Origin of the sequence: Planktothrix rubescens CCAP 1459/22 (genome assembly GCA_904830895.1) — a bacterium.
Lineage (GTDB): Bacteria > Cyanobacteriota > Cyanobacteriia > Cyanobacteriales > Microcoleaceae > Planktothrix > Planktothrix agardhii.
Genome location: LR882958.1, coordinates 2,695,835 through 2,709,015, shown reverse-complemented (window position 1 = coordinate 2,709,015; position 13,181 = coordinate 2,695,835). Strand labels below are relative to the sequence as shown.

Sequence of the window (13,181 nt, the reverse complement as noted above, 5' to 3'; positions counted from 1 at the left end):
TTCTAGTGATTTTGACTATGAAAAATAACCAAAGACAACCTAGAGAAACCTTAAATAACGATAGCAATACTCTCGATAAAAGTTTTTATAGTGAATTACTGCATATTATTGGTTTAACCGAAACCAAAGAAAAGAATAAAAAACTGATCAAACGTCAAACCGAAGCACAAAGAAATCCTGGTTCACTGCTGGAAAATGCTATTTTACAACTCGATAGTTTAGATAAAATTTCCCGACTGGAAAAACCCGAACAATTTGGAGAAACTGCAACCGAACAGGTTTTTAATATTGCTTTAGAATTATCAATTACTTGGATAAACCGGATTCTATTCTTAAAATTATTAGAATCTCAACTAATTACTTACAAAGGCGATCGCAATTTTGCCTTTCTAAATTTAGATAAAATTCATGATTTCGATGATTTAAACCGTCTATTTTTTCAGGTGTTATCAGTTAAACGAAATCAACGCCAGGAAGATATAAAAACAATTTTTGCTAATATTCCCTATCTGAATAGTTCACTATTTGAACCCACAGAACTCGAACATCAAACCCTAGTTATTAGTAACCTGAGAACCGAAAAACTCCCAATTTTATCAACAACTGTTTTAAAAGATTCTAACGGAAATAAACGCACCGGAGAACTGAATACCCTACAATATTTATTTGAGTTTCTCGATGCTTATGATTTTAGTAGCGAAGGTTTAGAAGGTATTCAAGAAGAACAGAAAACCCTGATTAATGCTTCGGTTTTAGGACTAATTTTTGAGAAAATTAACGGTTATAAAGACGGGTCATATTTTACCCCTGGTTTTATTACCATGTATATGTGTCGAGAAACTTTGCGGAAAGCAGTTGTCCAGAAATTCAATGAAATTAAAAGTTGGAATTGCCAAAATCTGGATGATTTATATAATAAAATAGAAGATAGAACCGAAGCAAATCAAATTATTAATAGTTTAAAAATTTGTGATCCGGCGGTGGGTTCGGGACATTTTTTAGTGTCAGCGTTGAATGAAATTATCGCCATTAAACATGATCTCAATATTCTACAGGATCAAACTGGAAGACGATTAAAAGAATATCAAATAATGGTAGAAAATGATCAGTTAATAATCACGGATGAAGATCATAAATTATTTAGCTATATTCCCCAAAACCCAGAAAGTCAACGCATCCAAGAAACCCTATTTCACGAAAAACAAACAATTATAGAAAATTGCCTATTTGGTGTGGATATTAACCCCAACTCTGTTAAAATATGTCGGTTACGGTTATGGATAGAATTACTAAAAAATGCCTATTATAAAGCGGATAGTAATTACACAGAATTAGAAACCATACCGAATATTGATATTAATATCAAGTGCGGTAACTCTTTAATTAGTCGTTTTCCCTTGGATGCGGACTTAAAACCAGCGTTAAAGAAAAGTGGTATTGATATTGAAAGCGGTAAAATTTATAATAATGCGTTTGAATGGCGGTTTGAGTTTCCTGAAATTTTGGATGATGATGGTAATTTTATCGGTTTTGATGTGGTGATGGGAAATCCGCCTTATCTGGGATTTCAAGAAGTTTCTAATAAAGAATTTTATCATCATCATTATTTTATAGCTAATGGGAAATATGATATCTATGTACTATTTATTGAACTTCTAAATCAAATTACAAAAAAATCCTCCTATTCTGCATATATTCTTCCACATAAATATTTAGTTGCTGACTTTGCTACTAATACAAGAGACTATCTAAAACAGAATCAGTTTGTTAATAAAATTATTCATTTTGAGGATCATAAGGTTTTTGAAGATGCAACAACTTATACTTGTATTACCTTTTTCTCCCGCAATAATTCCCAACTGCAATTCATAAGAATTAATCCTGAAATGCTTAAATCTGGAGAATATTTAAAATTCAATAAACTTAGTTACGGAGAATTAAATCAAAATTCATGGACTTTAAGTAACTCTAAAATTCATCAAAAAATTATTGATCATGTTAAAACCAAAGGTAAACCCATTAATTCAATATTTGAAGGGATTTTTCAAGGAATTATCTCAGGAGATAATGATATATTTTATTTGTATAATTGTATTGAATTAGAAGAACATATTTTCGGCTATTCTAAAGCACTCAATAATCAGGTTAAACTAGAAAAACAAATATGTAAACCTTTGCTAACGGGAAAAAATATAAAAAAATGGAAAAATCAAAATTCTGATCTTTATATAATTTATCCCTATTATTTATTAAATAAGCGTACTATGTTAATTCCAGAAAAACAGTTAGTTGAAGATTATCCCTTAACCTATCAATATTTAAAAAACCACGAAAAGAGGTTATCAATACGAGGAAGTTCAAAAATGAAATATCCAGCTTGGTATGCTTTATGGAATTCTCGTCAAATCATTAACTTAAATAGTCCTAAAATTTTAACTCCTGATATCTGTTTGGGGACAAAAATGAGTTTAGATAGGGAAGGAAACTATTTTCATAATGACACAACCTACGCATTAATTTTGAAAACTGATGTACATTTAAGAATCGAATATTTTTTAGCTATTCTTAATTCTCGACTGATGTGGTTTTTCTTATCAAATACAGGTAATATTGTTCAAGGAGGTTATTTTCGCTTTAAAACAAAATATTTAGAACCCATATCTATTCCCCTAAATCCTACAGATAAACAGCAAAATGAACTGGTAAACTTAGCATCAAAATTAATCAATGATCCTTCAATAAATAATACCTTAGAACAACAAATAGACCAACTGGTTTATGAATTATATGGATTAACAGAAGCAGAAATTAAAATAGTTGAGGGTAAAACCTAAAAAAGATCATCCAATTCCCATGATTTCCCCCTCGTTTCTAGGTTCTACCTAGAAATGCTATTCATGGAGGCTCCGCCTCCTATTATTATTTGAGGCAGAGCCTCAAGATTAGTATTCCAATGCAGAGCATTGGAACAAGAGGAGTTAATATGGTCTAAAATTGGTAATTGATGACCCAAACGTAACCCTAAAATGATCCATCCTTCTAACGCATCTTGTAAATTTTCTCGACATTGTTCTAAGGTTTTAGCACTACTCCAAACTCCCTGACAGTCGGGTATTTCTCCATAAAATATCCCATCATCTAATATCTCATATTTTGCTCGATTCATGGCTGTGTAAATATAATCTGTTAACATCATTTAAAGTTTCCTTAATAATGAGTTTAATTCAAATTCAGGATAATTAGCGATCGCAAAGAAGATTCAATCGAGAAGGGAGTTAATCCAGTCACGCACTTCTCCTTTATGAATAAGAGTTGAAGGTTCTGATTGATTATTTACGGAAGTTATAGTATCTTTCAAAACTTCAGACATTACAGGTTCATAAGCCGGATGATCTCGTTCTATAACGTCTAATTTTTGATATCCTAATGCTTTCATATCCTCAATCAAAATTGGTTGAGTTGATCTTGCTTCTGAGGATAAACCCTGACGTGCTTTTTTCCAAGGAAATTCTAGGTGAGTCATCCCACTTAATCTATAAGCGTGATACCCGCCAAAATAATCCCAAACTTCTTCTAAAACTGACTTCTGATCATCAGGAATTTCTAAGATAATTTCTGCGTCAGGAATTGGGAGTTGATTGGCTTCAAATTCACTATAATATTGATAAGCAGGAGGACAAACAGGGCCATAACGCCAATCTTGAATTTCTTCTTCAAATAAAGGCTGATCATAGAGGGCTAAATATAAGCTTTGTGCATAATATAAAAGTTTTTGTACTTTCATATTTGTCATTTCTGCTTCTATACCATCCTGATAAGCTTTTACAATAAAATAGCGAGCTATGTTGAGAGAATTAATCATGTCTCTAACCTATCCAGCTAAATTGAACGAGTTAATTTGACAAACCTTTAAAACCTATCTATATTGTATCATAATTGATTCAAGAATACAATTAATCAAAATGGTAACTTCCATGCAATATGCTGTCCTGAACGTAAATAATCTGCGGGTTGAGTTTGAAACCGACGAACGGACGCTTACCGCCGTTGATGACATTTCCTTCCAGGTCGGACGGGGACAAACCTTGGGAATTGTGGGCGAGTCCGGTTCAGGAAAATCCGTGACAGCATTAGCAATTATGGGGTTACTTTCGACCGCAACCACTCAAGTTGATGGAGAAGTTTGGTTTCAAATTCCTGAATCTGAAGACTATAACCCCTATTCCCAACCTGCTAATTTATTACAACTTTCATCAACTCAAAAACAAACCTATCGCGGCGGTCAAATTTCCATGATTTTTCAGGAACCAATGACCTCCCTGAATCCCGTATTTACCATTGGTTTTCAGTTAGCAGAAGCTATTATTCAGCATCAAAAAATATCCCCTAAACAGGCGATGTGGAAAGCAGCATCGTTATTACAGGAAGTTAAATTACTCCCAAGTGATGATCAATTAATGCAGCAAGCATTAGAAGAACAAAACCATCAAGCAACATCCCGTTCTCCCCAGGAATTACAAGATAAACGCACCAGAAAAAGAGAAGTAATTCAACAAGTGAATGCTCAAAAACGAGCTATGTTAGATCGATATCCCCATGAATTATCGGGGGGACAATTACAACGGGTAATGATTGCTATGGCGATTTCTTGTAACCCGATATTATTAATTGCGGATGAACCCACAACGGCCTTAGATGTTACCGTACAAGCAACAATATTAGAGTTACTTCAAGAGTTACAAGAATATCGGGGAATGGCGATGATTTTTATTACCCATGATTTGGGAATTATCGCTCAAATTGCTGACCAAGTGGCGGTAATGTTCCAGGGAAAAATAGTCGAGTCAGGAACTATTCAGCAAATTTTTACAGCCCCTCAAAATCCCTATACTAAAGGATTATTAGCCTGTCGTCCTACCTTAGATAACCCGGCGGTAAGATTACCAACGGTGGCGGATTTTATGGAGGTTGTCACCTTAGAAAATGGCGAAAAAGAAATTAGGGAAAAACCTCAAGCAGAAGTCAATAAAATTTATAATAATATTTCTAATATTGCTTTAAGTTCTAAATCCTTTTTACCGAGTCTCCCCTCGGATAATCCAATTTTATCCGTTAAAAATTTAAGAGTTGGTTTTAAAATACCCGGAGTATTGGGTCAAACTAAACGGTTATTTATGGCGGTTAATGATGTTTCTTTTGAGGTTTATCCAGGGGAAACCTTGGGATTAGTGGGAGAGTCGGGCTGTGGAAAAAGTACCTTAGCCAGAGCAATTTTACAACTAATTAAGCCCTTGAGTGGTCAGGTATTATTTGAAGGTCAAGATATTACCGCCCCTTATTTAGAAACAGCTATATTTAGTGGATTTAAAAATTATCGAAATCAACAACAATTTAATCATAAAATGCGTTGGGTGCGGCGAAATATGCAGATTATCTTTCAAGATCCTTTTAGTTCCCTTGACCCTAGAATCAGCATTGGAGACGCGGTAATGGAACCTTTAATTATTCATCAAGTGGGAAATAATTTTAAGGAAAAATGCGATCGCGTGGCTTATTTATTGGAAAGAGTGGGATTAAATCCTGATTTAATGCGTCGTTATCCCCATGAATTTTCAGGAGGACAAAGACAACGGATTTGTATTGCTAGAGCTTTAGCATTAAACCCTAAATTTATTATTTGTGATGAATCAGTTTCCGCCCTAGATGTGTCGGTACAGGCGCAGGTTTTGAACCTCTTAAAAGAGTTACAATCGGAATTTAATCTAACTTATATTTTTATTTCCCATGATTTAAGTGTGGTTAAATTTATGAGCGATCGGATTATTGTGATGAATCAAGGAAAAATCGAAGAAACTGGAACCGCCGAGGAAATTTATCGCTATCCCAAACAAGCCTATACCCGTCAATTAATTGCTTCTATTCCTTCAGGAAATATTAGAAATAGTAACTTTAATTGATTACATAAAGCTTGAATCCTTCTTGAGCATCAATGTTAAACTTTAAACCAACTTTTGAACCAGAAGATAGTTCCTTTAATAGAGCGTTATTTTCAGAAACAACTGCCCTAAGTCTATCATTCAATAGAGCGTTATTTCCAGAAACAATTGCCCTAAGTCTCTCATTAGTATTGATCATTTCACGAACAGTTTCAACTTTTCTAATAGCTTTCTCTAAAAGATTCTCAAACATTGCCAGCTATTCTCCAATAACCTGCGATAGCATATCATCAAAGAGTTGGATTCGTTGCTGAATTTCCGCTTTACTTTTCCCACCTCCTGTTAAAAGACGTGATTCTTCCCGTTCAAAGAGTTTCTTTGTTTCTTCAATAATTCTTGTTTTTTTATTGATTAAAATTTCTCTTTCATCCAAATGTCGATTAAATCCAACCATGACCGCATCATAATAAGCTTTATAGGAATCTTTCTTCCAACAAGTCATAGATTTTGGATCGAAGGGTTTGAATAAATTATCATTATAAATTTGGTAAGCTAGATTAATTGTTTTTAAAAATACTTCCTTTAGGATTAAAATATCCTGATCAGAAAATTTTAAACTTTTGATCATATAAAGATCAAGAAATCCTTCCATTCCCCGTTGAAAATGGTCTACATTCCTCAAGGCAAAGAAACGAAGCACTAATTCTGCATCCTCCATTTTTTTATAAAGATTATTGTTTAATAAATCAGGGTCATTTTCATCTGTAGGAATTCCCCAAGATTGAGTAAAGATAGGATCACGAGATAATTCCAGCAATAATGAATTAAACTTCCCCTGATACAAACAATTCCGTACTTCCTGCTGACTTAAATCTACGCCTCCGGTATTAAAACGTTCAAAACTTTTCTGTTTGAGGAAAAAAGCTATTTCAGGATCAGAAGTTGATTCTGCAATAATAACAATAGATGAAATAGATCGTCGATCAATTCCTGCTTTAACTTTAATTGGAAGTTGATCATAAGTACGTCCATTGATTTCTGGCCAAAGTTCGAGTCCCGTTAGTTTGAGTTTGTTTTCATAGAACTCTCTAATTGCTGTAATTCTCTGTTGACCATCCATGACTTCATAAGAATTGTAATCTTCTTCAAACAGAATAATGGGCGGAACAGGAATATTAATTAGGAATGACTCAATTAATCGTGACTTCATCTTGGCATCCCATCGGGGTCTTCTTTGGTAAACGGGCTGTACATTCATATATCCTTTTTTCTTTAAAGCTTCAGCAAAGCTAGGGAGTTTTTCCCGATTAATTTCAGTTAGAATTCGGTTTTCTTGTGAGGAGTATTTATCATTAATTTCTCCATCAGACATTTTTTTTTGACGTTTTGAGGAAGATTTCTCCCACATTTTTTCTTCAACGGGCGCAAATAGCATTTTCTCAATTCTCCGTCAGCATTATGAGGTATTGTAGCATTCCTAACTGTTTGTGTGGTTATTCTATCCCTCAAATTTATACTTTAGCCTTAGCTTCTTGAGCCACAATCTCAACTTCATCCTCCGCTAATTGTTTTAACATAGTTTCAACTTCGCTACCCCCTAAACGACTTAACGCTTGGGCGACCCGATGGCGAATTTGCCAGTCTGAATTGGTCACATAAGGAACTAATAAAGGAACTGCTCGTCTGTCCCCTAATTCCCCTAATGCACTAATAGCAACGGTTTGAATTAAACTATTATCATCTTGAAGCGCTGTTTCTAATAATTCAAAAGCGCGAGGTTCTTCTATTGATCCCACCGCCGCCACAATACTCAGTTTAAGTAACCATTCTGGCGTAGTATTATAGATGTTTTGTAAATCATCAAAAGCATCCTTAAGTTTCAACGCCCCTAACCCATCCGCCGACGCCGATTGCACATCAATTTCAGGATCATTTAATAAGTGATAATGCAGGACTTGATAGGAGGTTTCTAAATCCTGCTTCCCCAAAGTTGCCATCTGACTAATAGCCGCATATCGTACCCGACTATTACTATCTTTAATCGGGACTTGAATTAACTCAAAAGCGATCGCTGGGGGCAGTTGTCGGAGTTGATTGACACCGCGCAAGCGATCGCCAAAATCACTAGAACTTAACAACTTCTCAACAGATTCAGGGGTAATTGTCATAAAAATTAAGGTTTTGAAATGAACGCTCTAAATGGTTTTGAAATGATCAGGATAATATCATATTTTTTGACTTCAATAGATCAATATTTTTTTAAAAACTTGGCAAAAACGAACACCAAGCCAGGGTCAAAACCTAATGTCCCGACCAGCCTTGTTTTTATTCACAAAATCCGATAAATTTTAACTCTTTGCCATTGCCATCACCCGCAGAATATCGCCACAGGTGAGAATCCCAATCACCTTACCGGAATCATCCACCACAGGTAAACGATGAATGCGCTTTTCATTCAATAACCGGGCGGCATCGGATAAAGATTTATTAGGGGTAATCGTAATAATCGGGGCAGGAGTCATCACTTCTCCCACAGTTTGGCCTAATGCCTTATGCAATTCCTGTTCATACCGGGAAAAATTTTCCAGGTAAATAATACTGTCAAGAAAAGTAATATAAGTAGGTGGAGTCACACCGCTTTCTTGCCACATCAAATCCGTTCCCGAGATAAAACCCACCAAATGGCCGGATTCATTTACCACAGGTAAACAACCAATATGTCTTTCCACCATCAGTTGCAGTGCTTCTCTGAGTGGCATCTCTGGCTTAACCAGGATTGGATTCGGGGTCATCACCTCAGCAACAGTCTTGGGCATGATTTCTGCGTGTTTGTTAAACTTTCCAATCCCGATCATATCAGTTATTAGTAGCCCTGACTTGTTGCTGCAACCGCCAAATCTCAAGCCAACACAAGAAAAATCCGCCCCATCAAGCCACTGAGCCTGTCGAGATAAGGACGGAGCTTGATTCCCTTGGAAAATTGGATTGAACAACAATTGTCCAACCTATTCGGGACTAGATTCGGAAGTGGGATTATGAATTTGTTCCGCTTCGGGACAATCTTCAGAAACTGGCAGATCAAAATAGCACCTGGGAACGGAGGCCAACTTCTGACTAATTGATCCAATGCTTTCTATGCGGATCATTTCTTCCCAAGAACAGACCTCATCCTCCTCATCTGTCTCATAACGTAGCGTGACTAGATCTCCCTCAATGTCTGTAATTCGAGCTTTCTCAATCCAACGTTGCTGATCTCGTAAGAAAATAGAGACTTCCCGACCGTCACAACAAAGTTGATAAATCTTGCGATGTAGCATTTTTTACTTTTCCTGAGAAGTTCGCTGGCTGATCTGAATTTCACCTGTGAACCTAAGTATTTAAGGTTTAACAGGATACCTAAGCACCTGGTAGTATACCGGATTACAAGGTGATCAGTCTAGTCAAAACCGTTGTCCTTATATTTTAACCCTTAACATAAATTTAGCTTCAATAAAGCCTAAATAAATTACCCCGTAATGGTTGTTTGATTCTTGGAGGGCGGGGAATAGCCAATCTTGCTATGGGTGATGGAAAAAATGTACTCTATAGGTTTTGAGTTCTGCAACTGCGATCGCTCCCATGGTTTGACTTGAGGAGGTGACTCAAATAGGAGCGATCGCCCAGCCTCCAATGACTATCATCATATAGGTCAAGGCTTTTCTATAGAACGTAAGGAAATTTAACTAAAACAGGACTTACGCAATTGCGTAAGTCCTGTTAATAAAACCTGACTCTTTAATCTTTGTTTACAAAGATTAATATTCCTAGATCAGAAATGGCATTTAATCTGTACCGGGGCGTCGTTACTATTCTTCTCGTCAAAATCTGACATTTTTAAAAAAAAATAATTTTAACACTTGACAATGACAGGTTGGGACACTACCATGAGAGTGAAAAGAAACCCCAACTGTTGGAGGTGATGTTATGGCTGATGGAGATATTATTCACAGCAGGCTCGGAGGGATTTATCAAAAGCCTTATAAGTGGCTTTGTGAAGGAAAAGCAACGATTGATGAGTGTGCTCATGTTCTTATGCAAGCATTCAAGAAGGACATTGTGAAAAAAGGAGATCTTCCTGTTCAGCTTGCCCAAACCATGGCGGAGATTTTAGATAGAGCTATTAGTGCTGCTGAGAATAGCCCTGTGAACTGGGCTGGTTTGACTCTGGAATTTGATAAGTTAGTGCAACAAGCCGATGGCTCACATCGCTTGAAAGAAGTTGTTCGTCTCACTGGCAAGAGCTTACTTCACGATTTCAGATATGGACAATACATAGATTCTAGTAACACTATAGAAACATTTTTGCACAGATACATGAAAACTGTCTATGAATCTGAATTTAAGGAACGGGTTCCACTCACCTCTACACATCATGACGGAATTGATCAAGCAACTCTTTCAAAACGTATTGGAGAAATTAAGCCAATTATCGATGATGTTATAGGCAAATGGGCTAAAACTGCTATTAAACATCACAGTATAGAAAAATTGCCTATACCTCACCGTTCTGCACAAAAACCAATAGACCTAAATGAAGACCTTCGATGAGGTTAAATATTATGAAAAAACACTACACCTACGATAGCGATTATACGTTACACTTTGACTCCATTTTGAATAGTAATGGAAAGGTTCGATTTATCGATCACTCAAGCGGTAAGGAAAGCACTATAGGAATTACTGTAGATGATCAGGATTTTAAATATCGCGTCTGGCAGGAATTTCCATCAATCATTGCTGATCTAATTGACCTAGCGGTTGCAATCCAAGCTAGTGATCGTCTTGTCTTACAACATTTACACCAAGAGCAGAGGCATATTTTTGTAGTGCTTCCTGTGCGTCATCCCGAATTACTAAATACCAGTATATTTCATGCAAAATTAGAAAATTTGCTTGAATGGACTACTGGGAGCCGATGGTCTTTTGATTTCCAAAAACGAACTACACTAGACCGAACAATTGAAAAACAGCAAATTCTTCCCATCGTTCCTGAAGGGTGTGAGGTAGCATTGTGGAGTGGCGGACTTGATGCTCTTGCAGGTCTTTATACCAGACTTCAAGCCAGTGATACAGAGCCGTTTATGTTGTTTGGAACTGGGAGTAATCATAATACCCATGATCTTCAGCAAAAAGTCTTCAAAGCACTCAATCCATATTTCCCCAATCGTCTCAACCTTTGCCGAGTTCCAATTCATTTTTCTGATAGCAAACAGCATCGAAAAAATAAAATTTCCCGTGCGCGAGGTGTTGTATTTACATTATTGGGTTCGGCTTGTGCTTATTTGATGGGTCAGAAAGAGCTTTTTGTTTATGAAAATGGAATTGGTGCAATCAATCTTCCCTACCGTAAATCTGCTGTTGGATTAGATCACACTCGATCTGTTCACCCATTGACTTTAATTATGGTGAGCGATATTGTTTCAGAGCTTTTAGGACAAGAATTTAGAATAAAAAATCCTTTCCTATTTTGGACTAAAGCTCAAATGTGCAAAGCTTTAGCTGAAGATGACAGAAACAACTTAGTATCGCTAACAGTTTCATGTGATAGTCCACATCGCAAGAAGCAAATCTTTCAATGTGGATATTGTTCTTCCTGCCTTTTAAGACGGCAAGCGATCGCTGCTTCAAATATGAACGATCAAACCCGTTATGTTGTGCTTCATGGCGAAAAACCAGCAGGAGATCCAAGCTTGTATCTGCAAAATATGCTCGAACAAGTTACCATGCTCAAAAAGTTGCTGAATAATTCAACTAACCCTAACCTTCAGTGGCAGAATTTAACCAAAAGATTCTTAGAACTAGAGGATATTGTGGATCAAAGTTCTGAATCAGAAAATCTGTTACCTTTTCAAATGCAACAACGTCTAATACAGCTTTATCAAACGTATCTTTCTGAATGGGATGCGGTAGAGCCACAAATTTCGGTTGGTATGTTAGATCAAGAAAACAATCACCAGATATCAGATCAACGTCTAGTTACTGTTCAGTCAAGTTGAAGGAAAAACATTATGACTGTTAACATTCTCGATAAAATTGATCTCCGCCAATTGGGTGAACGACTGCAACAAGCGCGGAAGAAATCTGGCATGACTCAAGCTGATGCCGCTCAAATTATTGATGCTGCAAGAACAACTATTGTTGCTATTGAAAAAGGAGAACGTCGCCTTAAACCCAACGAACTAATTAAACTGGCTCGTGCTTATGGGCAGGCTGTTAGTAATTTTGTTCGACAAAGCCCTATTATTGAGCCGTTTGAAGTTCAATTTCGCGCCGCTTATCGACGTAGCGAGACAGAAGAAGCCCAAATTAATCCGGCAATTTGGCGCTTAGAGGAACTCTGTCAAAACTATTTAGAACTTGAGAAAATTATGGATGCTCCTTTACCTCGGAATTATCCTCAAGAATATGATGTAACGAATATGCCAATAGAGGCAGCAGCAGAAAGTATTGCCATTGCAGAACGTCAACGATTAGGGCTTGGTGATAGCCCGATTCCCATTCTTAGGGATGTTTTAGAACAGAGCGTAGGACTGCGTATTTTCTATTTGGAAATGCCATCTAAATATTCAGGTGTATATAGCTACGATGAACAACTTGGTGGCTGTATTGCGATTAATGCTAAACACCCAGAAGATCGGCGGCGTTGGTCACTTGCTCATGAATATCTTCATTTTCTAGCGCATCGACGCAAGCCTGTACTTGACTATGAAAATCAATACCAAAGAAAGCCAGATACTGAACGACTAGCTGACAGTTTCCCTGACTATTTTCTAATGCCAACCAGTGGTTTACTTAAACGATTTAATGATATGTACCAGACTCACGGGAAGTTTACTCCCACTAATTTATTTACCTTAGCTCATTATTATGGGGTATCTATTGAAGCCCTTGGTAATCGTTTAGAATCTATAAAACTGATACCTTCTGGTACTGTGGATCGACTGCGCGATCGCGGATTAAAAGTTAGAAAAGTTCAACAAGAACTTGGGTTAGAAGAAATTCCACAGCGCACTGATATGCTTCCCATTCACTATCAATACCTTGCAATTGAAGCTTTCGATCAAGGGCTGATTACAGAAGGACGTTTTGCCAATTTCTTAGGGGTTGATCGTATAGAAGCTCGTCGGATTGCGGAATTATTACGGGATTATTCAAGTGGAATGATAGAGGAAATTGCCCATTTAGATTTACGTCAACCGTAGAATT

12 protein-coding genes are annotated in these 13,181 nt (G+C 36.7%); 5 read left to right on the top strand and 7 right to left on the bottom strand.

Translation table 11 applies throughout. The annotated features are described in order from the left end of the window. Positions 1-17: 17 nt before the first annotated feature. The gene (locus NMG86_RS12710; RefSeq protein ID WP_052338709.1) at positions 18-2,834 is read left to right on the top strand and encodes a class I SAM-dependent DNA methyltransferase; all 2,817 of its coding nucleotides are present in this window, start codon (positions 18-20) and stop codon (positions 2,832-2,834) included. Positions 2,835-2,878: 44 nt separating this feature from the next. Here NMG86_RS12710 and NMG86_RS12705 read toward each other — a convergent pair whose 3' ends face one another. Next, positions 2,879-3,196 (bottom strand): type II toxin-antitoxin system HicB family antitoxin, encoded by a 318-nt coding sequence (locus tag NMG86_RS12705; RefSeq protein ID WP_233422975.1) that lies wholly within the window; start codon positions 3,194-3,196, stop codon positions 2,879-2,881. Between the two features lie 63 nt (positions 3,197-3,259). Then, positions 3,260-3,862 (bottom strand): Panacea domain-containing protein, encoded by a 603-nt coding sequence (locus NMG86_RS12700; RefSeq protein ID WP_026797780.1) that lies wholly within the window; start codon positions 3,860-3,862, stop codon positions 3,260-3,262. 112 nt (positions 3,863-3,974) lie between these two features. On the opposite strand from NMG86_RS12700, the gene NMG86_RS12695 reads away from it, so the two are divergent. Then, positions 3,975-5,957 carry an ABC transporter ATP-binding protein gene (locus tag NMG86_RS12695; protein ID WP_026786652.1) on the top strand — a complete coding sequence of 661 codons (1,983 nt, stop codon included), beginning with the start codon at positions 3,975-3,977 and terminating at the stop codon, positions 5,955-5,957. Here the strand turns inward: NMG86_RS12695 and NMG86_RS12690 are convergent. From NMG86_RS12690 to NMG86_RS12670, 5 genes are all read right to left on the bottom strand, one after another. Continuing rightward, positions 5,950-6,189, bottom strand: coding sequence for a hypothetical protein (locus NMG86_RS12690; RefSeq protein ID WP_026797779.1), 240 nt, complete (start codon positions 6,187-6,189; stop codon positions 5,950-5,952). The genes NMG86_RS12695 and NMG86_RS12690 overlap by 8 nt on opposite strands. 6 nt (positions 6,190-6,195) lie before the next feature. Continuing rightward, on the bottom strand, positions 6,196-7,371 hold the full coding sequence (locus tag NMG86_RS12685; protein WP_026786654.1) for a DUF262 domain-containing protein: 1,176 nt from the start codon (positions 7,369-7,371) through the stop codon (positions 6,196-6,198). A gap of 76 nt (positions 7,372-7,447) precedes the next feature. Beyond that, a complete protein-coding gene (gene nblB, locus NMG86_RS12680; protein WP_026797778.1) occupies positions 7,448-8,104 on the bottom strand; it encodes a phycobilisome degradation protein NblB in 657 nt (218 codons plus the stop codon). A 180-nt stretch (positions 8,105-8,284) separates the two neighbouring features. Continuing rightward, a complete protein-coding gene (locus NMG86_RS12675) occupies positions 8,285-8,752 on the bottom strand; it encodes a CBS domain-containing protein (protein WP_026786656.1) in 468 nt (155 codons plus the stop codon). Between the two features lie 189 nt (positions 8,753-8,941). Then, the gene (locus tag NMG86_RS12670) at positions 8,942-9,253 is read right to left on the bottom strand and encodes a DUF6679 family protein (RefSeq protein WP_026794027.1); all 312 of its coding nucleotides are present in this window, start codon (positions 9,251-9,253) and stop codon (positions 8,942-8,944) included. 646 nt (positions 9,254-9,899) lie between these two features. On the opposite strand from NMG86_RS12670, the gene NMG86_RS12665 reads away from it, so the two are divergent. From NMG86_RS12665 to NMG86_RS12655, 3 genes are read left to right on the top strand one after another with little or no spacing between them, the layout of a single operon-like run. Then, the gene (locus NMG86_RS12665) at positions 9,900-10,523 is read left to right on the top strand and encodes a hypothetical protein (protein WP_026794026.1); all 624 of its coding nucleotides are present in this window, start codon (positions 9,900-9,902) and stop codon (positions 10,521-10,523) included. Positions 10,524-10,534: 11 nt separating this feature from the next. Continuing rightward, positions 10,535-11,971, top strand: a complete 1,437-nt coding sequence (locus NMG86_RS12660; RefSeq protein ID WP_237747611.1) for a 7-cyano-7-deazaguanine synthase — start codon at positions 10,535-10,537, stop codon at positions 11,969-11,971. A 12-nt stretch (positions 11,972-11,983) separates the two neighbouring features. Next, positions 11,984-13,177 carry a helix-turn-helix domain-containing protein gene (locus NMG86_RS12655; protein WP_026794025.1) on the top strand — a complete coding sequence of 398 codons (1,194 nt, stop codon included), beginning with the start codon at positions 11,984-11,986 and terminating at the stop codon, positions 13,175-13,177. The last annotated feature ends 4 nt before the right edge of the window (positions 13,178-13,181 follow it).

Bases quoted from the DNA above. Each gene is read 5' to 3' on its own strand.
- NMG86_RS12710 (WP_052338709.1), top strand. From the start codon at position 18: ATGAAAAATAACCAAAGACAACCTAGAGAAACCTTAAATAACGATAGC.
- NMG86_RS12705 (WP_233422975.1), bottom strand. From the start codon at position 3,196: ATGATGTTAACAGATTATATTTACACAGCCATGAATCGAGCAAAATAT.
- NMG86_RS12700 (WP_026797780.1), bottom strand. From the start codon at position 3,862: ATGATTAATTCTCTCAACATAGCTCGCTATTTTATTGTAAAAGCTTAT.
- NMG86_RS12695 (WP_026786652.1), top strand. From the start codon at position 3,975: ATGCAATATGCTGTCCTGAACGTAAATAATCTGCGGGTTGAGTTTGAA.
- NMG86_RS12690 (WP_026797779.1), bottom strand. From the start codon at position 6,189: ATGTTTGAGAATCTTTTAGAGAAAGCTATTAGAAAAGTTGAAACTGTT.
- NMG86_RS12685 (WP_026786654.1), bottom strand. From the start codon at position 7,371: ATGCTATTTGCGCCCGTTGAAGAAAAAATGTGGGAGAAATCTTCCTCA.
- nblB (WP_026797778.1), bottom strand. From the start codon at position 8,104: ATGACAATTACCCCTGAATCTGTTGAGAAGTTGTTAAGTTCTAGTGAT.
- NMG86_RS12675 (WP_026786656.1), bottom strand. From the start codon at position 8,752: ATGCCCAAGACTGTTGCTGAGGTGATGACCCCGAATCCAATCCTGGTT.
- NMG86_RS12670 (WP_026794027.1), bottom strand. From the start codon at position 9,253: ATGCTACATCGCAAGATTTATCAACTTTGTTGTGACGGTCGGGAAGTC.
- NMG86_RS12665 (WP_026794026.1), top strand. From the start codon at position 9,900: ATGGCTGATGGAGATATTATTCACAGCAGGCTCGGAGGGATTTATCAA.
- NMG86_RS12660 (WP_237747611.1), top strand. From the start codon at position 10,535: ATGAAAAAACACTACACCTACGATAGCGATTATACGTTACACTTTGAC.
- NMG86_RS12655 (WP_026794025.1), top strand. From the start codon at position 11,984: ATGACTGTTAACATTCTCGATAAAATTGATCTCCGCCAATTGGGTGAA.